Origin of the sequence: Cellvibrio mixtus subsp. mixtus J3-8 (genome assembly GCF_000766945.1) — a bacterium.
Lineage (GTDB): Bacteria > Pseudomonadota > Gammaproteobacteria > Pseudomonadales > Cellvibrionaceae > Cellvibrio > Cellvibrio mixtus_A.
The window spans coordinates 228,114-252,558 of record NZ_KN266208.1 but is presented as its reverse complement, the minus strand read 5'-3'; the positions used below and the strand labels follow the sequence as shown (position 1 = coordinate 252,558).

Genomic DNA, 24,445 nt, shown 5'->3' with positions numbered 1-24,445 from the left:
TGGTTGGTTGATGTTAATGATTGCAATGTTATGGATTACATATCTTATTGCACTACAAGTGAGTTCAATCATCATATTTTTCGAACATTAATCACATTTGTAGGAGGAATGCATGTTGCAGCCACTGATGCTCACGTTGCAAAAATAAAGTCTATGCTGGATTGGGTTGCACCATTCTTTTAAAAGAGAACGGTTCACGTATTTATATGGATATCAATGTGTTGGATTTGCGAGTTGCTGGATAAAACGATGGTTATTTATATGTGTTGACGTGGAGGGATAACGAGGAATAAATAATTGCGGGAATATCAATAAAATCTAGTTTTTATTAAGCAATCGAAGCACTTCCTTAAGGAGTTCGTCAAATATAACAGGCTTCTGCATCAGGGAATCATAGGGCACCTCCCTGTCATTTATATGAGCAGCCGCGCTCGACAATATAAATGGCGTATTTTTCCAACGCGGATTTGTTTTCAGGGTTCTACATAGCTCTGCCCCATTCATCAGAGGCATCATGTAGTCCGATAAAATAATATCAGGGCTCACTGTATCAATCATTTGCAATGCGCTTTCGCCATCGCAGGCAGTGCTAACGCGAAAACCATGATATCCAAACAACATTGCATACGTGGTTGTAATGTCAGGTTCGTCGTCGACAATCAATATGACGGGCAGGTCATCCATGGCTTTTGGGATAACGTCTTCTTTCATTGTGGCTCGTTATTCAGTGCGTTATTTTTAATGATTTCCTGCGCTAGTTTTTCTGTCGATACCGCACGTCCAATGGATACTCCATTGTTTGAGATCAGCATGATATGGTTGGCAGCGTCGTAACCGTTCTGGCGCAATTTTAAAACGGCAATCTGGCGGTGATTGATTCCGCTAATTTCTACGTACTGCAATAGCATGATATTTTCGTACAAAATGGATGAAGGGCCGGAATCAGCATTTTCCGGTAGCTTGTTGCCGAAATAGGGAAGTTCCCTGGTAAAGAAACTGGTTACTTCACGCACGCGCAATTCATTGACCAATGCAGTGAGAAACGAGCGCGCGCGCCCAACATGCATAACGATATCAAGCAAACCATCCATGCCATCAACAAACAAGCGCAACACTTTACGGTCACTAACGTTTTCCAGAATCTTGCGAGCAAGTGCGTCTACAGAGATTTCCAGCGGCGGGTTCCAGATGATTTGTAATTGTCCACTATCAACATAGTTGGATAATTCAATATTTACACTGCGGGCTTTGGCAATTAAACGTAAGGGGGATTCGTAAAAACCAACAATCAGGCATTGCTCGCCCCGTTGCAATCCTTCATAAATAAAATGCAATCCCATAAGCGTTTTGCCAACGCCAGGATTACCAAGTAATTCGGTCGTTGAACCCCTGTTGACCCCGCCTTTGGTAATAGTATTCCAGCCGGGAATACCAAAGCCGACCAGTGAATTGGAAGCCGAATCGGCAATCGGATTTAATGTACTAATCGCTTCAAGGCGCGGGTAAACAACTATGCCATCTTCACCTACTTCAAATACATGGCGCCCCAGCAAATGCTTGCCGCCGCGAATTTTAAAGACTTTAATTTCGCGGATAAGTTGCATGCCTTTTTCGTGTTGGCTTAATTCAATCAAGCCATCGACTAATGTATTTTCTGAATCAGCAACATTGCCTTCGGTGGGGGATAGCAAGAAAGTTGTACATTCCATGGATGCAACCAGCGAGCTCAGCGATAACATAAACTCCGACAAGCCAATAGTGGTGGGGCTTGAATCGCGCACTGATCGAAAACCGTCAATAATCAAAATATCCGCATTGTGTTTTGCAAGCATTTCGGTGATTAGTTGCAGCAGCCCATCAAGGCCGCCTTTGACTAACTCGTTATACCCGCCAAACATTAAAATATTTTGTCCGATCAACCGTTCATCAAAAAAAGAAAAATTGCTTAAATGATTAAGCATCTTGCCATGCGTTTCAGCGATTAATGTGAGAATTAAAACTTTCTCACCTTTGGCGGCATGATCAAAACCAATCTGACACGCAAGCGTCGTTTTGCCACTGCCGGCTAAACCCTGTATAAGATAAAGGCTGTGACGAGGAAAGCCGCCACCGAGTACTTCATCAAAACCGGCAACTCCGCTTTTTAACAGCGATAACCGATGTTTTGTTTGAGGATTATTTTGTAAATTTTTCATTTTTCGTTGTGAGATTACAAAGTTGTTTGGCTGGAAAATGCGCATTTTTTTTGACGTAGAATGCAGTCTAACGTATTCATTCGCTATTATCGAGATTACCGTATGCCCACTCCGTTAACCATTATTACCTCGCGTAGTCTCCGCAGACTGTCATTGGGGCTAGGGATATTCACGCTTATTGCGAGTGTAGTGTCATTTAGTGGCTGGGTATTTGATATTCCGCGTTTGACCAGTTGGCTTAACAATGAAATGTCGATTCAGCCAAATACCGCTGTGTTGATCATTCTTGCCAGTATTGCGATGCTGCTTATGCAATTTGGATACCCTAAATTGACACTATCGTTGGGCGGATTTATTGCACTCGGCGGTGCACTTAATCTGCTGCAATATATGATCGATGCGGATTTTGGTTTTAACCATCAACTGTTATTTGGTCGCGAATGGGGTTATGCAGCAACAATGGCGCCTGGACGTTTCGGGCCGCCGGCCTCCATTACATTTGTTCTCATTGGTATATCGCTTGTGTTGGTCGGGCTTGGGCGCAACGCTATTCGCTATGTGCCGGCACTGGCCCTTGTGGTTGTGCTGCTGACGATGTTTTCCCTGCTGGGCTATCTGTTTGGTGCGCGGAATTTCTACGCAATTCCCTGGCTCTCTGCGATCTCAATGCCAAGTGCTGTTATGTTGATGACGCTGGCAATAAATTTGATTATTAGCATTCCTCAACATCATCCCATGCTTTTGTTGAGTGAACGTTCCAGCGCGGGAGGCATGGCGCGGACTGTGTTGCCAATGCTGGTTGTCCTGATTCCATTATTCATCTGGTTGCGCACGAAAGGACATGAACGCGGATTGTTTGACCTCGGCACCAGTCACGCGTTGAGCGCCGCCCTGCTTATAATTGCTGTTGTAACGTTGATGTGGATTGCACTCATGGCGTTGCGTCGCCGCGAGCAGCGCGAACGGGAAGCGGATCGGCGAAAAGATGAATTTATCGCAACACTGGCGCATGAGTTGCGCAATCCCCTCGCGCCTGTCAGCAACGCTATATCAATATTAAAACTCGCGCAGGGCAATACCGACACATCCATTCGTGCGATTGAAATCATCGAGCGACAAACAGCGCAATTGGTCAGGCTCGTTGATGACTTGCTTGACCTGAGTCGCATCAGTCGCGGCAAAATGGAGCTGCGTCGCAAGCGGATTGAATTGGCGTCGGTGATTCACCTGGCAGTAGAAACCTGTGCGCCTGTGGCTGAGTCAGCGCGTCAGAACATTATCGTCAAACTGCCGGAGCAGTCCATTTATCTGGATGCCGATCCGGTGCGCTTGGCGCAAGTCGTTAGTAATCTGTTAAACAATGCCTGTAAGTTTGCGGGGCAAGGTGGCGATATAAACGTGCTTGTCGAGCGACATGGTAGGGAGGTGGTGATAAGCGTAAAAGATGATGGTATTGGTATTCCTCCCAATCTCCTCAACCTTATTTTCGAAATGTTTGCCCAGGTTGATCAATCACTGGAACGTTCACAAAGTGGTTTGGGGATCGGGCTTACGCTCGCGAAGCAATTGGTTGAACTTCACGATGGCAGCATAGAGGCGCGCAGTGAAGGGCTCGGTAAGGGAAGTGAATTTATTATTCGTTTGCCCGTTACCGTTGACCAGGCCGCACCAGTTGTCGAATTGCAAAATTACAATAGTGAACGCGTGGCGAACCGCATTCTTATTGTTGATGATAATACCGATAGTGCGAACAGTTTGTCCGATGTATTACTGTTGATGGGAAATGAAACATTTATCAGTCATGATGGCGAGGAAGCTGTCGCGGCAGCTGAAAGGTTGCGCCCCGATGTGATATTGCTGGACATTGGTTTACCTAAATTAAATGGCTTCGACGCTTGCCGACATATTCGTAAAAATTCATGGGCAAAAAATATTTTGATTGTTGCATTAACTGGTTGGGGGCAGGAAGAGGATCGCCGTAAATCTTTTAGTGCAGGGTTTGATATTCACCTGGTCAAGCCGGTCGATATTGCCGAGCTATTAAAAATAATAGCGAGTAAAAATAATAACGAGCCGCCCATTGCAAAATAATGGGGAATGAAATGCTGCGTAATATCCCTCGCTGGTAGCAATCCTGTTTGCCAGTCCGGTATTTGCATTTTGTGTCAATACCACAACTACCTGTTCACGGTGGCAGCATTCAAGGACATTCCGCCCCATCTGTAAATTCCGATAATACCGATACGCTCGCGATCAACAGCGAGCAACACGCCGAGGAAATCCATAGTTGCCTTGAGTCGTCGATGCCATGTTTTCAAAGATTTTTCTTTAAAGAATTTCATTAATGAAATGTCGTTGCGGGAGCTTTATTAAAGACCCGCTATATACGTGTTTCGCTCCGCAAAAAAGCTAATTCACTTGAGTGATATGAGTCACATTATCATCTTTATCTGGAAAAATTTTTTATAAAAAATTGCAAGAAACCTACAACTTTTTACAGCCTGCAAGAAAATTACTGAAATCTGCAAGTTCACAACGGCCAGTTTTGCTATTTTCGCACCAGCTTCAACACACCCCGAGAATTCCGAAGCTACAACAATAAATCTAATCCTGACGATTAACTCAAGGAGTTAACCATGTATAACAATAAAAGTAGCATCTACAAGGCTTTGCTTTTATCGATTGCCGGAGCCTGTTTTGCGTGCTCACAGGCAATCGCCCAATCGGTAAACATTAATGCATCTACTGAATACCAAACCATTACCGGTTTTGGTGGGATGAACGGCGCCGGTTGGATTGGTGATTTAACTGCATCTCAAATTGAAACTGCTTTTGGTAGTGGTGAAGGGCAGTTGGGATTAAGCATCATGCGTATGCGTATTGATCCGAATTCGGCCAACTGGAATATCCAGGTTCAATCAGCGGTGCGTGCGCGCCAGTTAGGGGCGAAGCTGCTGGCAACGCCCTGGTCACCACCGGCCTATATGAAGACTAATAATAGTTTGATTAACGGTGGCAAATTAAAACCGGAGTATTACGACGAGTATGCAACCCATTTGTTGAACTTCGTCGATTTTATGTCTCGCAACGGCGCGCCGCTTTATACCGTTTCTGTACAAAACGAACCGGACTGGCACCCTGATTATGAATCCTGTGATTGGTCTGGCGATGATTTTGTAAGTTTCCTGAATTCGCAGGGATCACGTTTTGGTTCGAATATCAAAGTGACAGTAGGGGAGGCTGTCGGCTTTACCAAACGATTTACTGACCCGGTGCTGAATAGTGCAACCGCTGTTCAACACGCCGATATTATTGCCGGCCATTTGTATGGTGCCGTTCCACAAGACTACCCATTGGCTCGCGCCAAAGGTAAAGAAGTCTGGATGACCGAGCATTACACTGATAGTAAAAATGATGCGGATGTGTGGCCACTTGCGCTGGATGTAGGTACCGAATTGCATCGCAGTATGGTTGCGAATTTTAATGCGTATATCTGGTGGTATATTCGTCGCTCTTACAGCTTTATTAAAGAGAACGGTCAAGTCAGTAAGCGCGGCCACATCATGGCGCAATACGCGCGTTATGTTCGCCCTGATTACAAACGTATCGGTGCAACGGAAAAACCTTATTCCGATGTTGCGGTTACGGCGTACAAAGGCCCTAATAATAAAATTGTGATGGTAGTGGTTAACACCGGCACATCGTCGCGTAACCTGAATCTCACTTTGCAAAACGCAAGCATAGGTAATCTGGTCAAGTACAGCACATCAGCAACGCTTAATGTGGGTTATGGTGGTACAACGAAAGTTAATAACGGTACCGCGACCGTTATTGTTGAGCCACAAAGTGTTACCACCTTCGTTAGTGAAGGTGTTGCTACATCATCAAGTATTTCTTCAAGTCCATCGTCAAAAAGTTCTGTAGCTCCGGGTTCTTCGTCAAGAAGCTCTGTCGCATCCAGTGTGATTCGCTCAAGTTCTTCCAGTATTGCATCTTCAGTTCCTCGTTCGTCCAGTAGCAGCTCTTCTGTAGCAAATAACAATAACGCGAATTGCAGTTATGTGGTGACCAATGATTGGGGCAGCGGTTATACCGCCGCGATTCGTATTAAAAATAATGGAACTAATGCGATCAATAGTTGGAGTGTGAATTGGAATTACAGTGATGCTACGCGAATTACCAATAGCTGGAATGCAAACCTCAGTGGCAGCAACCCATACGGTGCAACGGGTTTGAGTTGGAACTCTTCAATCCAGCCCGGGCAAACCGTGGAGTTTGGTTTCCAGGGTACAAAAAATAATGGTGCTGCGCAGGTTCCTGCGGTAACGGGCAGTGTTTGCAATTAATGACTGACGGTACATAACAATAAAAAATTATCGTAGTTGCATTTACCGAAAATTCTACAAACCCCGAATGGTATACCTTCGCTGCAACTGCTAACTATCTCCCTGGATGCCCGTTGTGATGACGGGCTTTTTTTCCGGGAATCTGCTATAACGCTGGCAATGGTTTTCATTATTAAAATTTACATATACGCCAGCGCCGCACTCTGATTACTATATCCCTGTACGTATATGCACTCCTAAAAGAAGTGAAATTTCATGCTCGGATTTTATAAGAGAACAGCGTTAGCTTTGTTAATAATATTGTTGCTCAGTAGTTTTATCGCGTTCGAATGCTTCTATCAGAGCAAACACCAAACCCCGTTATTACCGGCAGAACAAAGTGATATTCCCTGGCGTGCCGTGATTAGTTCGGATCAGGATGATGGCGGGCGCTCGACTTACTCGGTAAAAGAATCTTCCTACAATATCGATTATGATTTCTGGTTGCATGATGGCCTTCAGTATCCATACGTTTCATTTGCGACACGCTTTACCCAGCCTGGAGTAGATGCCGCTTCACCTGTAGATCATCATGTAGATTTGTCCTCTTATACTGAGGTTAAATTCAAGATTAAATGTAACCCCGCCAATATTATGATGTTTACTGCCTTCTCATTTGATGAAAAGGTTAGTACTTTCGATAATTTATTAACCTACCGCATCCCTTCGGTTTATTTTGCCTGTGATCGCAATTGGACAGAGATTGAAATCGATTTAAATAAGCTGGAGACTCCGGAATGGTGGCTCAGAAAGCATGCGAACCTGGCGAGCCGTGATTATTCCTTAAAACAAACAGCATCATTTACCTTTGGAAACTCAATCCAGAGTCCACTGCTTACCAAATCAAATGTGGCTATTGATGATTTGGTATTAGAAAGCCAGAGCTGGGCAAAAATAACCTTGGGCACTTTTTTGCTATTTATTATATGGGGTTCATTTGTTTTTTGGGTGTTTAAGCATTATGCACAGGCATTAACCGCCGATGTGAAAGCAAGGCTGCAGAAAGATATTCCTCTGATTGCATACCAACAATTATCTATTGAATCGCATAAAGACAAGGAGCGCAGCGCATTATTAAAATATATGGTAACTGAATACCAGAATCCTCATCTGGATCTGGAAACGGTTAGTCAGCAGGTGGGAATAAATAAAACAAAAGTGAATGATATATTAAAAGAAGAAATCGGCCTCACGTTTAACGCTTATCTCAATAAATTGAGGCTAACAGAAGCCGCGCGTTTGCTCTCTGAAAATAATGATATGAATGTTGCGGAGGTTGCATTTTCGGTAGGCTACAACAATGCATCTTATTTTAATCGCTTATTTAAAATCGAATACGGGTGTGCGCCTAAAGCGTTTAAATCTTTAAAGCTCAATCAAGAATCAGAAGCTAAGTAATGTTATTTTTTTAAATTGAGGCGGAAAAAATCCGCCACAATCTACATCGACAATTGCTTTTTCAAATGCCCATCAGTCCTGTCAATTACACGTGCAATACTATCGATTGCACGGTGCGGTAATTTTCCTCCTTCATTGATTTGGTCACTTCCAACAAACATAACTGGTGCCACAACTGGAAGTTATCCTCATGAGCGTAAGGATTTTCAGTATTCATGACCTAATTCCATACAAATCCTCATGAATGTGAGGATTGTATGGAAAAATGTCTTGAATCGAGTAGAATCCTTACAAACATGAGGATTATCTATGCGTATACCTATTACTAATGCGGGCGTCCTTGGCAAAGTGGTACGCGCCAGTCGCAAGGCCCAAAAATTACGTCAGGACGACGCGGCTGGCAGTATCGGTGTTAGTGAAAACTTTCTCGGTAAAGTGGAAAAGGGAAGTGAGTCCGTCCAATGGGGCAAGCTTTTTCAAGTCCTTGAGGGGCTTGGTATTCGCGTCATGGTAGATGTACCTGAAGAAGTTGCTGCCTGGATAAAGGAATCTGAAAACGCCAAGGATAGGGTATGAGCGAGCGCTACTTGATTGCATCCATCAACCAACTTGAAGTAGGGCGCTTGCAAGAAGTATCTGGTTTGTGGAGCTTTCAATATTCAAAAGCATGGTTGAAAAACTCAGCAAGCTTCGCGTTAAGTCCTCACCTGCCCCTTACTCCTGATGCACAGATGGATGGCGCAAGTTTGCGGCCGGTGCAGTGGTATTTCGACAATTTATTACCGGAGGAAGGTCAGCGAATCCTGTTGGCAAAAGATGCCAAAATCGATGCAGCAGATGCTTTCGGTTTATTGGCGTGGTATGGGGCTGAATCAGCTGGCTCCCTTGTTTTACTCCCGCCGGATGCGCCGTTTCAATCTGATGAAGGCTTGCGCACTCTGCCGGATGAAACTTTAGAAAAGCGCATACAGGAACTCCCCAAAGCACCGCTTACCCATGCCGCGATAAAACGAATGTCATTGGCTGGCGCCCAACACAAGCTTGCTGTTGTATTGCGCGATGGAGAAATGTTTGAGCCGGCAGGCTCCACTCCTTCAACACACATTCTCAAACCCGATCATCCGGATGAAGACTATGCGCATTCTGTTGTTAATGAATGGTTTGTGATGACGCTTGCCAAACGCATGGGGTTAGATGTTCCTGATGTGCACCGTCGTTATGTTCCATCGCCGGTGTATCTGATTGACAGGTTTGATCGATTTGTTGGAGAGCAAGGTTGGCAGCGTCGTCATGTGATAGATGCTTGCCAGTTGCTCGGGTTGGATAAAAGTTTCAAATACACGCAAGGTAGTATGGATCGCTTGGGAGAAATTGCGGCTGCTTGCCGTAGTCCGGCGGTAGCGCGAACGAATTTATTTCGGTGGTTGGTATTTAATGTTCTTGTTGGAAATAGTGATGCGCATTTGAAAAATTTGAGTTTCACTGTTTCTTATGAAGGCATTCAGCTCGCGCCTTTTTATGATCTACTTAGCGTAGCTGTCTACGACACACCAGCCTTCGATAAAAAAAGCTGGCCCCAAAAAACTGAACTGGCCTGGCCTATTTTGAACGTAAATCACTTTGCTAATATCAATCGTCAATTATTAATTGACGCGGCAGCAGTGCTAAACATCTCCAAAAGCACCGCTGTTCGCTTGATCGATAATCTGTGTAATCGAATCGAGAGCGAATCTTTATTGCTCTACACAGAAATCCAAAACGATAACAAAAATATTATCCAGGCTCGCCCGGAAATTTCCGCCACAATTGCAGGTGAATCCCGTTGCCTCAGAACTATTTTGCATCTGGTGATTAAAGAGATGGTGCAGAGGCTGCGGTGAATTGGTAAATTGCATCTCAACGTGATGCAAAAGGCGGCAATTGCCACCTTTGTTTTTTACATCGACAATTGCGTCTTCAAGTGCCCATCAATCCTGTCAATCACATGCGCAATGCTGTTGATTGCTCGTTGCGGCAATTTTGTTCTTTCATTAATTTGATCAAACAACACTTCCAATAAACAAGCCTGGCACCACAACTGATAAACCGCATCTTGCTCTGTTTCTGCCGGTAATGGCTTGCACAGTACGGTGAGAATTTTGCCGGTGGGCGAATGAATTTCAAGGCGGGATTTTTTGTAAAACGCGTATTGAAGTTGATCGAGTTTAATAATGCAGGTATTGGGAAACGGGGGAGGGGGAATTGTATTATCCATAATAAAAATCTCGGTTAAGTTCGTTGCTACTCGCCCACCATAAAGTCGTAATTTATGGGGGCGGACTGAACAGGGTTACGACCACCGGACTTAACCACGCCGGCCCACCCGAAGGTGGCCCCGTCCAGCCGCCATAACAAAACAACAGGCATAGCTGTACGAGGACACTAAAGCTCACGCTCTAGCGCCGGTTAAGTCCGGGGGTCGTAATCCCGACTGCGGGATTTACCGCAGCGCGGGCAGGTTAGGGGATGAGGGTGGGGTTGTCAACGCAGAGGGCTGGAAAATGAAATGTGGCGTTATTTTAAACTCTGCTAATATGACTTATGCTTTGCGATATGAATACAATAAGTATTGTAAAACGTTATGAGGCTTGATTGCGTTCGATCATCCCTGAGCCTTTATTAATTTAATATTGCGGCTTCTGCATTTACATGAATGCCAAAAAAATAAAATTGAGGAGCCACAGATGGCCAAGCTTGGATGGAACGATTTTATAAGTAAACATACAACAAGACTTGCATTTGCAGCTGCTTGTTCTGCCAATTTACCAAAAGGAATTTTGTTGGATAGAAATGGAAAAAAACTTCCAACTCCTTATGGATTGTTTTCTGAGTGGTGTAAAGCGTATTTGTCTGGTGAATGGGCAATATTAAAAGTCAATGGTGGTTTTTTATTGTGTGTCGTAACAGCAGCAGACGAAGAAATAATCAAAAAAGAGTTTGGTGTGGCTGGTCTGGCTAAGCGTACGCCAGCAGGAAAAAATACTCTTCCTTTGGGATATAGAGACTCGCAATATGCCGGACTTGCTGGTGATCTTGGTTACGTGCTATGAGTACGTCTAGGTAATGACTATTAAATCGAGATTTAACTATTGCCACTGAATTTATACCAGAGGCTTAATGATAGTTTATTGCGAGCCTGAATAGCTGTGTAGCTTTCAAAAAGATGGAAAAATATGAATCACATTGAGTCAATTGAGGTTGGATTGAGAGATAAAAAGCCTTACAACGAGATTGTGAGGAAGGTATATCTAGCATATCCAACAAAGGCTTTGATCGGCGATGAGGAAAGGCAATATCAAATACTTAATGATATAAGTTGTTTTTTCAACGTTCCCATTATGTCAATTCAAGTGGCGGGGTCTGCAAAAATCGGACGCAGTGTCCATAAGCAAAGAGACTTCGAGCCAGGAAATTCCGATTTAGATATTGCAATAATTGATCTCGGTCTTTATCAAAAGTACATGGAAAAAATATTTAATGTAACTAAAGGGTATTCAGATCAAACCGGTTTTCAAATTAGAGATGGGAGATCTACAGCCGAAGAGTATCTTTCGTATCTTACAAGAGGTATATTTCGAGCAGATTTGATGCCAGTATGCGAGGAAAGAAAATCATGGAACCAATTCTTTGGTCAGCTATCTTTAAGGCATGGTGATTTATTTAAGTCTATCAATGCCGGTATTTATATGTCTCAGTCATTTTTTGAAAGTAAACAACGCTCAGTTATAAGAAATTATATTGATACGAAGGCCATATAATGATTGATTATCGCGTAAGGTCGGTGTCCCTATTAAATCTCGTTAATGACATTCGAAATAAAAGGCTAATTCCGGATGCGTACTTTCAACGAAATTTGGTGTGGCGAGAAGTACATAAAATAGATTTCATTAAAACAATTTTATTGGGGCTTCCTTTTCCACAAATATTCATATCGAAAGGAAAGATTAATGTTGAAACTATGTCAACAGTGTCTTGCATTGTCGATGGACAGCAAAGGACCAATGCAATTATAGAGTTTATCGATGATGCTTTTCCAGTTGATGAAAAATTCTATAGTGATTTGGATGGAAATAAAAAGTCTGAATTTTTAAAGTATGAGGTTGCCGTTATTGAGCTCGACCTTGAAAATGATGATCCAAAAGTTCAAGAGATTTTCCAAAGAATTAATAGGACATCCAATTCTTTAACGTCAATAGAAAAGATGGCATCAGAGTTTTCAACTTCATACTTCATGCTTGTAGCCAAACTCTTATCAGATCAAATAGATATAGAAAAGACTAATCTGGATGACTTTAGAGAGGATCCAAGTATTCCAGAAGAATTTTATAGCTGGGCAAAAAAGAAAAAAATTTCAAAGTTTGTTCAACTTATTACTCGAAAAGATATATTTACACCTAGAGAGATCGCAAAAAAAGTCCATCTCATGCATGTTCTCAATATTATGTCGAGCATTTTAGTCGGTTTTTACAATAGAAATGAAAAAGCTATTGAAAATCTCAATGACTATTCGGAGGTTTTTAATGAAAAGGATGATGTTATTGCTGCATTAGAAAAAACGGCAGACATCATATTGAAGTTGAAATTGAAGTCAAAATCATACTTTTTAAACAAAGCTAATATTTATAGTCTGATCGTTTCAGTGGCACAGTATATTCGTGAAGGAAATGATATTGATATTGATGTATTAAGGCTAGAACTTGAAAGTTTTGAACGTGAAATTCCCGACGACTACAAGCTTGCTGCAGCTGAAGCCGTAAACTCAACTAGAGCTCGTCAACTGAGAAATAACTATATTTTTTCGATAGTGCAACGTGCGAGAGTTGTATAATAAATAGTTCGTAGTTCGTAGTTCGTAGTTCGTAGTTCGTAGTTCGTAGGTTGGGCAGTTATGCCCAACAATACCATTCAATTTCTAAAATGTTGGGCATTGCTGCCCAACCTACAAAGCATTGATCTTCATTTTTGGTTGAAAGTTTATCTACACGCGCTGTATTTTTTATTGTATATAGATAATATTTAATCATGCTCGGAAACAACTTCATGTTGGGGTTCGTTCCTCACCGCCAACCTACGGTGTTGCCATGAAGGTGCGAAGCAGTCTGATGGGCGAGAGATTTAAAATTTATTTATGAAAAACATATCAACCTGGCTTCACGATAAATTTCTCAGCGCTACCGATTACGGCATTGCACGTTTTCCAACTGCTTTGGAATTTAAAATTCAACATGGCGCGCAAGAAGCTGAATATGCTTTGTATTTTCTCGATAACGATTTAACTCCTATGCATTATGTTGTCGAGCTTTTGTGTATTAAATTCCATATGAGAAGAGATCAAGCTGCTGTCCTTATGATGGAGATTCATGAAAATGGTAGCGCTGAAGTAATGCGAAATTCTTTGGATGTGTTAGAAGAGGTTGCTGAACATCTCAGGCAAGAAGCAATTCGTTTGGATTATATGTTGGAGTGCGAAATATCCAAGTTATGGATCGACGTTTGATTTTAATTTTATTTTAACGGCGGAAACTTTTTGTTGGGCATTGCTGCCCAACCTACATAAGTGCGGAGATAACCCGGAAAACAAAAAGCCCCGTTACTTTCGTAACGGGGCTTTCATGTTTGGTGCCCAGGAAAGGACTTGAACCTTCACGGCCGGGGGCCACTAACACCTGAAGCTAGCGTGTCTACCAATTTCACCACCTGGGCATTCTCAGCAAGCTGAGGCCGCGCACTATAAATACCGGCCTTGTGACTGTCAACAGGGTTTTCGGTTTTATTTGTAGGTTTGTCATGATCGCTGCCCTATAATCCCTTCATATACCTCGGGATAGTTTGAAAACTACCACTATTGCTCACAGGATGCCCAATTGACTAAACGTAAGAACTCCAGCCATGACCCTTTTGCTGCCCGCGAGGCGGAAAAGTACGAAAACCCCATCCCCAGCCGCGAATATATCCTCGATTTACTCGATAGCGCCGAACAGCCAGTTACCCATGAACAAATGTGCGTGATGCTGAAACTGACCGATGAGGATCAGGTTGAGGCTCTGCGCCGGCGGTTGATTGCGATGGCGCGCGATGGCCAGTTGATCAGCAACCGCCGTGACGCCTATGTGCGCTCGGACAAGATTGATGTGGTGCGTGGCCGCGTGCAGGGGCATCGCGATGGTTACGGGTTTGTGCTGCGTGCGGATGGCGGGGAGGACATCTACCTCCATAATCGCCAGATGCGGAAGGTGTTTGACGGCGATGAGGTATTGGTGCGGCTGTCCGGTGAGCAGTATCGCGGGAAGGAAGAGGGCGCGATTATTGAGGTGCTGGTACGCAATACCACGCAATTGGCGGGGCGCTTCTTCAATGAAGAAGGCGTGCAGTTTGTACGCCCGGAGAACCCGCGCATCACCCACGACATTATGATTCCGTTCGGTGCCTACGGCGGCGCCAAACACGGGCAAATCGTGGTGACGGAAATTACTTCCCAGCCCGATAAAAACCGTTTGCCCACCGGCCGCGTGATCCAGGTATTGGGCGACCATATGGCGCCGGGGATGGAGATCGAACTGGCCATCCAGGCGCATGGTATCCCCAGTATTTGGCCGGCAGATGTGTTGGCCGAGGCGGCGTTGATATCGCCGGTGGTGGAAGAAAAAGATAAACAGCATCGCGTGGATGTTCGTCATTTACCGTTTGTGACTATCGACGGTGAAGACGCGCGCGATTTTGACGATGCGGTGTTGTGCGAGCGGCGCAAAGGCGGTTGGCGTTTGTATGTGGCGATTGCGGATGTATCGCACTATGTGCAAGTGGAATCGCCGCTGGATGTGGAAGCGCGCGCGCGCGGTAACTCGGTGTACTTCCCCGATTATGTAGTGCCGATGTTGCCTGAAGCTTTATCCAACGGTTTGTGTTCGCTGAACCCGAATGTCGATCGCTTGTGCATGGTGTGCGAAATGAATATCAGTGATGCGGGCCGCATTACCGGTTATCAATTTTACGAAGCAGTAATGCACTCGCACGCGCGCCTCACTTACACCAAAGTGGGCGAAATACTTACCGGCGAAGGTGAAGCGCGGGAGGCATTGCGTAAAGAATATAAAGCGGTGGTTCCGCAACTGGAATTGCTGCACAAACTGTATGAATGTTTGCGCGTGGCGCGCGATGAACGCGGCGCGATTGATTTTGAAACCGTGGAAACACGCATCGTATTTAATGAAGAGCGCAAAATCGAACGCATTGTTCCGATCAAACGCAACGACGCGCACAAATTAATTGAAGAGTGCATGTTGTGTGCAAATGTGTGTGCGGCGAAATTTATTGAGAAACACGATTTAATCGGTTTGTTCCGTGTGCATGAAGGCCCGACGGAAGCGAAGCTCACGAATTTACGCGCGTATCTTTCTGAATTGGGTTTAGGCCTTGCTGGCGGTGATCGCCCGACACCGGGTGACTACCAACAATTATTGCAAATGATCCAGGGTCGTAGCGATGGCCATTTGATTCAAACAGTAATGCTGCGCAGTTTGCGCCAGGCGATGTATCAAGTGGAAAACCACGGCCACTTTGGTTTGGGTTACGAGGCTTATACGCATTTCACATCGCCGATTCGCCGCTATCCGGATTTGTTAGTGCACCGCGCCATTCGCTCGGTGATTCGCAGTGAATTGCCATCTACGCATGTGCGCCGTATTGAAACTGCAAAACCTATCCCCAAGCGCAAGATTTATCCCTATTCACCCAGCGACATGCTGGTATTCGGCGAACAATGTTCGCGCACGGAACGCCGCGCCGATGAAGCCACGCGCGATGTGGTGAGTTGGTTGAAGTGTGAATACCTGCGCGATCAAGTCGGTGCGGTTTACGATGGCCACGTGAGCGCGGTAACAGGTTTTGGTTTATTTGTTGAATTGAATGAGTTGTATATCGAAGGGTTAATCCACATTACGTCCTTGCCACACGATTACTATCGCTTTGATGCCGCGCAACAACGCCTGGTTGGCGAGCGCACGCGTAAAGTGTTTGGATTGGGGGATGAGCTGGTGGTGCGCGTTGTGCGCGTGGATCTGGATAATCGCAAAATCGATTTTGAACTGGAATCCGCAAATGCGATTCGCCGTCCCAAATCGGCGATTAAGCCCAAGGTCGCCAAACGCGATGCATCCAAAGCGAAAAAAGTTGCCGATTCATTGTTGGAAAAATCATTGAGTGCGGTTGAGCAGCTTGCAGCTTCGGCGAAGAAAGCTGTTGTTGAAACGGTAGAAAAATTTGCGGGGAAATCGGCTAAGCCATCCGCTAAAAGATCCTCTAAAATATCCGGTAAACAAACCAACGCCAAACCAGTTGCGACTAAAAAAGCTTCCGGCAAAACGGTTGCTGATAAAGCCAGCCCTGGTTCTGTTAGTAAAAAATCTGTTGATAAAAAACCGGTTGGTAAGAGGATTGTTGATAGTAAAGCACCAAATCAAAACCTTACTAATCCAGATGTTACTCCATCAAGCATCGCCAAACCAAAAGCGGTCAGTAAAAAAGCTTCCGGTAAAAAATCCAATGCAAAATCGTCTGCGGGTAATTTTGCGCTGGATGATTTTGTTGAAAGCACGAGCGTGAGCAAGTCAAGCGCTACGCAACCTGCTGCTAAACAATCCAAAGTAAAAACGCCGGTTGCAAAACCATCTGCTAAAACATCCGCCAAAGCCAAAGCTGCTGCGGAAGATGTTGTCGTAGAAAAAGCAACAGCTGTGAAACAATCAACGCTTAAAGTGAAGCGCGTTGCCGATACCAAGGCAACCGCGGCAAAAAATGCAGCGGATAAAAAGACAGCTGCAAAAGCCACCACTGAAAAAAATACGGCAGTAAAAAATGAGCCTGCCAAAAGCGCAGCGCCAAAAAATATCGCCACTAAAAAAACCACTACCAAAGCAACCGCGGCAAAAACTGCAGCAGTGAAAGCTGCTAACAAGCAATCTACATCTACCAGTGAGGTGGGGCATGGCCGTAAGAATGCGAAGGTTCCAGGCGCAGCAGCGCCAGCAACAACTAAATCGACAGCGCCAAAGGCAGCAAAGAGCAGCCCTGTCGCTAAACCTGCGGCGCCAGCTGCTAAAAGATCGGTGGCTAAGGCTAAGAAGAAGGATTAATCGCTGGTTACAAGGCGAGAGCTTTGTGCTGGATGAAGACCTTGAACATGAAATTTTTATAGTGAAAGACAGGGAGCTGCGCGAACGTGAAACGCGCATCTCCGAGCGCTAGATTTTTTAGAATATTGTTCAGATTTTTTAGGAAAGTGTTTTGAAACGCGAAATTATTTATGGTTTGCACGCAGTGCAAGCATTACTGAAAAGTGCTCCCCAGCGGGTAATTGAAATTTATCTGCTGCAAGGCCGCAACGACCAGCGCTTACAAAAAATTGTGAATGCTGCGGAAATCAATGGAATCCATTGCCAGCAAGTAGGTCGCAATAAACTCGATGATCTGGTGAGCGATGAGAATCACCAGGGCGTTATCGCGATTTGTACACCCGGTGAAACTTATGATGAAACCTGGTTGTTCCAGTTCCTGGAAAGTTTACGCGAGCCGGCATTTTTATTAATCCTCGATGGCGTGACTGATCCGCATAACCTCGGTGCTTGCATGCGTTCGGCAGAAGCAGCGGGAGTGCATGCTGTGATTGCACCCAAAGATAAATCCACAGGTTTAACGCCTGTTGCACGCAAGGTCGCTTGTGGTGCGGCGGAAGTTTTACCGTTTGTACCTGTGACTAACCTCGCGCGTACACTAAAAAAATTACAGGATCAGGGGATCTGGTTATTTGGCGCGGCGGGTGAAGCTGAGCAATCCATTTATCAATCCAACCTGACTGGTCCCGTGGGAATTTTGATGGGTGCTGAGGGCGATGGTTTGCGGCGCCTTACGCAAGATACATGCGATCACCTGATGAACATTCCTATGGCGGGTACAGTTAGCAGCTTGAATGTTTCCGTTGCTACCGGCATTTGTTTATTTGAAGCGGTGCGTCAGCGTAGTGCGAAATAATTGATCCTTCCTGGCCTCCCGTGGTTGCTCGCACTCTCAAGACTTATGTGGGCAATCGTAACCACTACTGCGTAACTCTTTATTTCTCAATCATCTATTCAATGCCTGCTTTTACTTCGCCAGATGAATTTTTCTTCTAATGAAAAGAAAAATTCATCTGGTTGCCATGCTTTTTTCATTTCGTGATTGCCATAGCCATTTCCCGGTGTTATATATGGCAACGTTGTCATAAAGACTTTTATACCTAAAATAATAATCAGGCTGGGAAAAGCTTGTGAAAAACTGACCAGAGGGAGCTCGTAACGAGTGACCAGGACAGGTGTGTTTCCCCAAGTACGGCCATCTATTTAGTACATTAACAAACGCAAGAAATAGATTAGTACTGCTCCACGGGACACCCAAAAAAATCTCAAATAGAAACGATGAATCAAAAGAAATTTTTTAAATTTCTTTACGGCATCCTTTTGTCTAAAAAATACAACGAGAGTGAGGGGACTATGAAAATTAACATGGTGAGAAATGTTTATTTGATGAAAACAAAAATAGCGTTAGCCGCGTTATGTTTAAGCGGCTTATCAACTAGCGCAATGGCAGTCGATTGCTCAGGTATTCCTGCATGGAATGCGACTGCATCTTACGGTGGCGGTAGCCAGGTAAAAGAACAGAACAACGCGTACAAAGCGAATTGGTGGTCGCAGGGACACAATCCGGTAAATTATTCCGGCCAGTGGCAAGAGTGGACGCTACTTGGTGCATGTGATGGTGTTGTATCTTCGTCATCAAAAAGTTCTGTTGCTTCATCGGTAATTGTTAGCAGTAGCTCCAGATCTTCCAGCCTGGTTATTTCTTCCAGTTCATCATCTTCGTCGGTAGTTGTTGGTAATTGTGCATCGCCGCAATATGTAGCGGGAACCAGTTATGCGGCAGGTGCGCTCACGCAAAATGCAGGCAGTGAATATCGTTGTACGGTTGCGGGTTGGTGTGGCTCTACCGCGAGCTGGGCGTACGCGCCTGGTACTGGCGCCCATTGGCAACAGGCGTGGGAATTGGTACGTTCGTGTGGCGCAGTGTCGAGTAGCGTCGCCAGTTCAGCAGTGACTACTTCAAAATCGTCCAGCAGTTCATCAACAATAGTTGTGAGCAGCAGTAGATCATCATCCAGTACCGGTGGTAATGGTCGTGTTCCCGGTGATGCAGCGGCATTACCAAAACATGCATTGGTTGGTTATTGGCACAACTTTGATAACGGTAGCGGTGTGATTCGCCTTGCAGATGTCGATGCGTCCTGGGATGTAATTGTTATTGCGTTCGTGGATGATGCGGGTAATGGCAATGTGGAATTCCGTTTGGACCCTGCATTGAATAAAGCGCAATTTATCCAGGATGTTGCGGCGAAACGTGCGCAGGGTAAAAACATTGTGCTTTCTTACGGCGGTGAAAAAGGTACGGTGACATTGAATAATTCCACCAACCTTGCCAACTTCGTAAACAGCACGGCGGCCATTATTAATGAATATGGTTTTGATGGTGTGGATATCGATTTGGAAAGTGGTGCCGGTGTATTACATGGTGCGCCGGTAATTTCCAATATGGTTTCGGCGATCAAACAACTCCATGCCATGTTCCCGGATTTGTATGTGTCCATGGCCCCTGAACATCCTTATGTGCAAGGTGGTTATGTGGCTTACTCCGGTATTTGGGGAGCGTATCTGCCGATGATCGATCAACTGCGTAATGAACTGGATTTATTACATGTGCAGTTGTACAACAACGGCGGCCTGGCAACACCTTACTCACCGCAAGCGTATCAAGCGGGTACTGTGGATATGATGGTTGCGTCTGCGCGTATGATGATCGAAGGTTTCCCATTGGCGAATGGTACTGCGGGCTTCTTTAATGGTTTGCGTCCGGATCAGGTTGCTCTTGGTTTGCCATCAGGTCCTCGCGCTGCCGGTTCTGGCCAGGCAACGACTGCTGATATCAACAGGGCGGTAAGTTGTTTGGCATTACGCACCAATTGCGCAAGTAATGTGCCTCTCGCTGCCTACAGTGATTTCCGCGGTGTAATGACCTGGTCTATCAACTGGGATGTAAAAGATGGCCGCATCTTCTCGGTTCCTGTTGGTAATCACCTTAAAACCTTGCCGTAATACAGTGCAATCGACGAATTAATTTCGTCGCGAACAAAAAAAGCCCGCAGTATGCTGTGGGCTTTTTTTTGCGTAAAAATTTCCAAGCCTGACCCTAAAAATTCACCAGGTTCCCGAAGCAATACAGCATGCCCCGAAACGGCTGGCATGCAGGTCATTCTGGAAAAACTGCCGTGCACCCTCGCTGGCGTTTTTTATTGATGATTCCCTCTGCTATCCTTGTCGCAGATCTTTGCTTGATCACTAGCATGCAGATGCCTGACCATTTGTATTACATAATAGTTATAACCGGGAACCCGATATGTTTGCCAATTTACGAATCCTTACTTCTTTGCTGGTCATTGCCAGTGCTTTAATGCTTTCCGCATGTGCGCCGGAGGTTGGCAGCCCTGAATGGTGTAAATCGGTAGAAGAAAAGCCTAAAGGTGACCTTACCCTTAATGAAGCAAAAGATTACGCCAAGCACTGCGTATTTAAATAAAAACGAAACCCAACCAAGCGAAAAAACTCCATACGCTTCTCTGCTTCCACCGTTTGCTGTGGTGATACCAGATGGCGTTGCTATTATGAAGTGGTATTGCTACAGAGAAAGGTCTAATGAAAACCAACTTTCTAAACATCCATGACCTGGTGTTAGTGCTCACCGCAGTGGAGTGCGGTGTGCTGGCGGTCTTGTTGAATTTGTTGCCGGCAAAACATATTCAGCCGCGCAGGATTTTGTCCGGTTTTTTTGTGCTTATCGCGCTGGTACTTACCACCACGTTAATTGTCTGGAATGGCGATTTAAAAACAGCAGCGATTAACCAGGCTCCTTTTATTGTCAGTATCCTTGCTGCCTGTTTGTTGTTGCAGGGGCCCGTACTTTATTTTTATTTGCGTTCGCTCTCACAAGAAATAAAATTGTTGCGTTGGCGTAATTTGATTCATGTGTTGCCCGCTGCCTTCGCCGCTATTTTATTAATCGCATTTGATATCAATAGCCTGGAATGGCAACCGACAACTGAATTAACCGATGCGGAAAAAGCCGTAGTGGCATTTCTTTGGGCGCTGGTAAAATTATCGCCGCTGGGTTACATAATAGCCTGCGTAATTGCGGAATATAAATTGCGTGAAAACCTGCGCGAACTTTATTCTGATATTTCCATGTCGGAATTGAAACTGGCTGATGCAGTATTGGCTGGCTTTTGCATCCACTGGTTGTGGTCTTTACTGGCTTATATGCTTGAGGGATTGGTCAGTGCGTCCGTGAGTGATAGCCTTGGGATTATTGATAATTATCTCACAGTGATTCTGGTTAATGGTCTGTTTGTTTTTGGTTTGATCAATACTCGCCAGTTACTGAATGTGCAGGCAATCCCTGTGGCTAAACCTGTACAACCCAGTAAAATGGATCATAAGGTAACGGTAATTGAAAAGGCGATCCATGAAAATAAATTGTATCTGGAAAGCAATATCAACCTCGAGCGTTTTTCGGAGCAAATAGGGTTAAAACCGCGCGATGTTTCTGCGATTTTAAAGATGCATTATCAAAGTAATTTCTTTGAGTTTATCAATCGCTATCGCGTGGAGGAGGCTAAACGTTTGCTACTTGCCCCGGAATTTAAAGATGAAACCATCCTGGAAATTATTTATAAATCCGGATTTAACAGCCCTTCGGCGTTCCACCGGTTTTTCAAGCGCATGGTGGGGATTACCCCCACAGAATTTCGACAGGGCGGCAATAATATTCATTAAATGAAATTGACAATTCAGGTACTATTGATTTCACATGCTCTCGATTCCAAAAAAAAAGCCCCGTCAGTTTATTTAGCCTGACGGGGCTTTTTTGGGAGAGTTTAAGGTAAGGCTACTGCTTTAAATCGCGCTAACACCAAACCTTTTTCATTGCGCAATTCCAGTTGATCCGCATGGACGCTAAAGGTAGCGACTTCTTCCAGTGATTTCTTGAAATCGTGGGCGTGTTCACCACCCTCCGCACAGGCCATCATCGTAGAGGCAACCTGGCCAAGCGTCAGCTTTTCTCCTTCCAGTTTGTAATTGCCCATGATGCTGTTGCAACCATCTGAACCACTAACGCGATTGTCGGCGTTAAAAATAATGTGTGGTTCACGCTCTTTTTCGCCCACTTTGATTTCATTTTCTTTCAGTGCAATGAGTTTCCAATATGTGTTCAAAAACTCGCTTGTAGCAAGTGATGTACTGTCCTGTGTGGCCGCAACTTTGTCTTCTTGCTCTGCCATGGTGCTTTCGATCACCTCAGCAGCCGTAGCGGCCGAACTTATTGTCGCTACGCTAGTTGCAGCGCTGGTATTGGTGTAGGAGGGCGGTGTATTTTCCTCTTTGGAGCAGGCTGTATTTAGAGCAGCAAGGGTAATTAAAACGCCGATAAATTTTGTATTCATGATTGAACTCTCTAATGCATAGTGAACCAAAAAATCTGTTAAAGGGTTTTCTGCCAATAACCCACATCCACCCAATGGCCAAATTTGAAGCCTACCTCGCGGAAGTGCGCTACCTGTCGAAAGCCGAACTGCGTATGAATTTTTTCACTGGCGAGATTCGGAATCGTAATACAGGCTAATAATATATGGATGCCATTTTTTGCCAATTGTTCAATTAACTCCTTATATAGCGCACTGCCAATTCCCTTGCCGCAGTGTTCGGGATGCAAATATACCGTAACTTCAGCAGTATATTTGTAAGCACTGCGGTCTTTCCATGTGCTGGCATAGGCATAACCGATCACTTTTTCATTCTCTTCATACACTAGCCAGGGAAATAATTGAGTATTTTTTTCTATTCGTTTTTGCATGTCAGCCACACTCACCGGTGTTTCTTCAAAGGTGATTAGAGTATTAGCAATATAGTGGTTATAGATGTCACATATGGCCGGGATATGGTGAGTAGCACAAGGTCGGATTGACATTATTTTTCCTTATAAAATTAATGATGATGTGGCAGTCGACATGTAAATATGATTTTTCTCTCTCTTAATTTTTTTAACATTGCCAATATAAAAATGAGAACATTCTTTAACAAAATTAATCAAAAACGAGTGATACACTTTTTCGTGGCATGTAGTTTGGTAAAAATAATAATATTGGTGCCATTTTATTATCAATAATTTTTGCATCCAATTTTTTATCGTTACGCTGCAGCCATTTCAATTTGTTATCAGGAATGTATAACAATAACCCCAACTAACGTAATTACCAGGAGTCGTAATATGAAAATGGTTAAATATCTCGTATTTAAATGTATTGTGTTAATGGCGATTTTTGCTAACCAGGGTTTTGCACAAGCGCCAAGCAATAACGCATTTGCTATTGTCGAAGGTACGGTGGTGGTCACGCCTGCCTGGTGCAGGGTTAACCCTTGTTTGCCGACAGCTGCTACGGTAACAGGCAGTTTTGTCGCACAAATTTCTGCTACCGGCAATCATATCCTGTTTCCTTCTTCCTCTCTGGTAACAACACCGGATGTTTACTTCCAATTACCGGAAGATCCCTATGACGACAGTTACGGCGTAGTGCGTGATATTACCTTTACCTTTGATGGTAATGCTATTAAAGCTAAAGGTGTAGTAGATTCCCGGGCCTTTGATGGGCCTTTGGTCGAATACCAGTTTGTTGCCAGAACGGCGCGTTCGGAAGTGTTTACTGCACGCCCGGATTATCGTAAATGCGCAGCACCGTTGTGCGGTGGTTATTTTGTAAAATTGGTGAATAAAAAGTTAACCCGGTGTGCAGACGGTAGTTTAAAAGAAGAATGCTACGTTGCCTCGGTTGTTTATGGTGATGGTCCGATCAATGCTGGTGTGCATTCATTTACCAATAAAACACCTTTGCTGTTAATCGGTGCGATAGTGCCAAAAGCTGATACTACGGCAGGTGTTCTCGGCGTGTTCCACGCAAAAGATGCTTATCGTTCGGCTACGCAAAATACGGCAACGGGTAATTTTTACGGAGTTACCAATAATGGCATCATGTGCATCACAACGCCGTGCTTTAGTTACGACGAACAATTGCTGAATACTGACAATCGCATTACTAAATTGTCGGATGTGAACCTGGAAATGTCGGGTGCATCACCTGATGATATTAATTGGGCCCAACAGTTGCTTGCCAATGGTTCGCCGCTGTATGCAACTGGCAAAAATCAAAAATACCAGGGTTTTGCCGGCATAGGTGTGCGCCTGGTTGCACAACAATTCTATCTGCCTATTAAGCCAACAGCTGTTAAAAAATAGCAC

The 24,445-nt window shown here is 44.5% G+C and carries 21 protein-coding genes, 1 tRNA gene and 1 pseudogene; 15 read left to right on the top strand and 8 right to left on the bottom strand.

Features of this window, described 5'->3' with window-relative positions; genetic code table 11:
- Positions 1–318: 318 nt before the first annotated feature.
- A complete protein-coding gene (locus A596_RS11650) occupies positions 319–711 on the bottom strand; it encodes a response regulator (RefSeq protein WP_052417450.1) in 393 nt (130 codons plus the stop codon).
- Positions 708–2,195 (bottom strand): ATPase domain-containing protein, encoded by a 1,488-nt coding sequence (locus A596_RS11645; RefSeq protein WP_052417493.1) that lies wholly within the window; start codon positions 2,193–2,195, stop codon positions 708–710. Before A596_RS11645 ends, A596_RS11650 begins: the two co-directional genes overlap by 4 nt.
- Positions 2,196–2,297: 102 nt before the next feature.
- Here A596_RS11645 and A596_RS22125 point away from each other — a divergent pair, with 102 nt between their 5' ends.
- Positions 2,298–4,286 carry a hybrid sensor histidine kinase/response regulator gene (locus A596_RS22125; protein WP_160280132.1) on the top strand — a complete coding sequence of 663 codons (1,989 nt, stop codon included), beginning with the start codon at positions 2,298–2,300 and terminating at the stop codon, positions 4,284–4,286.
- A gap of 86 nt (positions 4,287–4,372) precedes the next feature.
- On the opposite strand, the gene A596_RS23145 is transcribed toward A596_RS22125, so the two are convergent.
- Positions 4,373–4,513: a hypothetical protein gene (locus A596_RS23145; RefSeq protein WP_160280130.1), complete on the bottom strand. Its 141-nt coding sequence runs from the start codon at positions 4,511–4,513 to the stop codon at positions 4,373–4,375.
- A 318-nt stretch (positions 4,514–4,831) separates the two neighbouring features.
- Between A596_RS23145 and A596_RS11635 the strand changes: the two genes are divergently transcribed.
- Complete coding sequence (locus A596_RS11635) at positions 4,832–6,541, top strand: cellulose binding domain-containing protein (protein WP_084128260.1); 1,710 nt, start codon at positions 4,832–4,834, stop codon at positions 6,539–6,541.
- 255 nt (positions 6,542–6,796) lie between these two features.
- Positions 6,797–7,978, top strand: a complete 1,182-nt coding sequence (locus A596_RS11630; protein WP_039914893.1) for a helix-turn-helix domain-containing protein — start codon at positions 6,797–6,799, stop codon at positions 7,976–7,978.
- Positions 7,979–8,063: 85 nt separating this feature from the next.
- Here the strand turns inward: A596_RS11630 and A596_RS23745 are convergent, their stop codons facing one another.
- Entirely contained in the window at positions 8,064–8,195 is a 132-nt protein-coding gene (locus tag A596_RS23745; RefSeq protein ID WP_268745687.1) for a hypothetical protein, read from the bottom strand.
- 92 nt (positions 8,196–8,287) lie between these two features.
- Between A596_RS23745 and A596_RS11625 the strand changes: the two genes are divergently transcribed.
- Together A596_RS11625 and A596_RS11620 are read left to right on the top strand one after the other, a co-directional pair.
- Complete coding sequence (locus A596_RS11625; RefSeq protein ID WP_039914892.1) at positions 8,288–8,554, top strand: helix-turn-helix domain-containing protein; 267 nt, start codon at positions 8,288–8,290, stop codon at positions 8,552–8,554.
- Positions 8,551–9,858: a HipA domain-containing protein gene (locus A596_RS11620; protein WP_039914891.1), complete on the top strand. Its 1,308-nt coding sequence runs from the start codon at positions 8,551–8,553 to the stop codon at positions 9,856–9,858. The genes A596_RS11625 and A596_RS11620 overlap by 4 nt, the downstream gene beginning before the upstream one ends.
- A gap of 56 nt (positions 9,859–9,914) precedes the next feature.
- Here the strand turns inward: A596_RS11620 and A596_RS11615 are convergent, their stop codons facing one another.
- Positions 9,915–10,232, bottom strand: a complete 318-nt coding sequence (locus A596_RS11615) for a hypothetical protein (RefSeq protein WP_039914890.1) — start codon at positions 10,230–10,232, stop codon at positions 9,915–9,917.
- A 469-nt stretch (positions 10,233–10,701) separates the two neighbouring features.
- On the opposite strand from A596_RS11615, the gene A596_RS11610 reads away from it, so the two are divergent.
- The 4 genes from A596_RS11610 to A596_RS11595 all read left to right on the top strand — a co-directional run bounded on the left by A596_RS11610 (position 10,702) and on the right by A596_RS11595 (position 13,514).
- Positions 10,702–11,067 (top strand): hypothetical protein, encoded by a 366-nt coding sequence (locus tag A596_RS11610; RefSeq protein ID WP_039914889.1) that lies wholly within the window; start codon positions 10,702–10,704, stop codon positions 11,065–11,067.
- 123 nt (positions 11,068–11,190) lie between these two features.
- Entirely contained in the window at positions 11,191–11,775 is a 585-nt protein-coding gene (locus tag A596_RS11605; protein WP_039914888.1) for a hypothetical protein, read from the top strand.
- Positions 11,775–12,845, top strand: a complete 1,071-nt coding sequence (locus tag A596_RS11600; protein WP_039914886.1) for a DUF262 domain-containing protein — start codon at positions 11,775–11,777, stop codon at positions 12,843–12,845. Before A596_RS11605 ends, A596_RS11600 begins: the two co-directional genes overlap by 1 nt.
- 300 nt (positions 12,846–13,145) lie before the next feature.
- Positions 13,146–13,514 carry an ATP-dependent Clp protease adaptor ClpS gene (locus A596_RS11595; protein ID WP_039914884.1) on the top strand — a complete coding sequence of 123 codons (369 nt, stop codon included), beginning with the start codon at positions 13,146–13,148 and terminating at the stop codon, positions 13,512–13,514.
- 120 nt (positions 13,515–13,634) lie between these two features.
- Here the strand turns inward: A596_RS11595 and A596_RS11590 are convergent.
- Positions 13,635–13,720, bottom strand: a tRNA-Leu gene (locus tag A596_RS11590).
- Positions 13,721–13,881: 161 nt separating this feature from the next.
- Between A596_RS11590 and rnr the strand changes: the two are divergent.
- The 5 genes and pseudogenes from rnr to A596_RS11565 all read left to right on the top strand — a co-directional run.
- Positions 13,882–16,449 (top strand): annotated as a pseudogene (rnr, locus tag A596_RS11585) (ribonuclease R); the annotation flags it as partial.
- Positions 16,450–17,299: 850 nt separating this feature from the next.
- Positions 17,300–18,043, top strand: coding sequence for a 23S rRNA (guanosine(2251)-2'-O)-methyltransferase RlmB (gene rlmB, locus A596_RS11580; RefSeq protein WP_039914882.1), 744 nt, complete (start codon positions 17,300–17,302; stop codon positions 18,041–18,043).
- A gap of 530 nt (positions 18,044–18,573) precedes the next feature.
- Positions 18,574–20,193: a chitinase gene (locus A596_RS11575; RefSeq protein WP_039915554.1), complete on the top strand. Its 1,620-nt coding sequence runs from the start codon at positions 18,574–18,576 to the stop codon at positions 20,191–20,193.
- A 301-nt stretch (positions 20,194–20,494) separates the two neighbouring features.
- Complete coding sequence (locus tag A596_RS11570) at positions 20,495–20,674, top strand: DUF3012 domain-containing protein (RefSeq protein WP_039914881.1); 180 nt, start codon at positions 20,495–20,497, stop codon at positions 20,672–20,674.
- 116 nt (positions 20,675–20,790) lie between these two features.
- The gene (locus tag A596_RS11565; protein ID WP_039914879.1) at positions 20,791–21,927 is read left to right on the top strand and encodes a helix-turn-helix domain-containing protein; all 1,137 of its coding nucleotides are present in this window, start codon (positions 20,791–20,793) and stop codon (positions 21,925–21,927) included.
- A gap of 101 nt (positions 21,928–22,028) precedes the next feature.
- Here the strand turns inward: A596_RS11565 and A596_RS22120 are convergent, their stop codons facing one another.
- Both A596_RS22120 and A596_RS11555 read right to left on the bottom strand, forming a co-directional pair.
- Positions 22,029–22,595 (bottom strand): META domain-containing protein, encoded by a 567-nt coding sequence (locus tag A596_RS22120; RefSeq protein WP_052417448.1) that lies wholly within the window; start codon positions 22,593–22,595, stop codon positions 22,029–22,031.
- 38 nt (positions 22,596–22,633) lie between these two features.
- Positions 22,634–23,119: a GNAT family N-acetyltransferase gene (locus A596_RS11555; protein WP_052417447.1), complete on the bottom strand. Its 486-nt coding sequence runs from the start codon at positions 23,117–23,119 to the stop codon at positions 22,634–22,636.
- Positions 23,120–23,419: 300 nt separating this feature from the next.
- On the opposite strand from A596_RS11555, the gene A596_RS11550 reads away from it, so the two are divergent.
- Positions 23,420–24,442 (top strand): DUF6748 domain-containing protein, encoded by a 1,023-nt coding sequence (locus A596_RS11550; RefSeq protein ID WP_039914878.1) that lies wholly within the window; start codon positions 23,420–23,422, stop codon positions 24,440–24,442.
- Positions 24,443–24,445 lie beyond the last annotated feature (3 nt).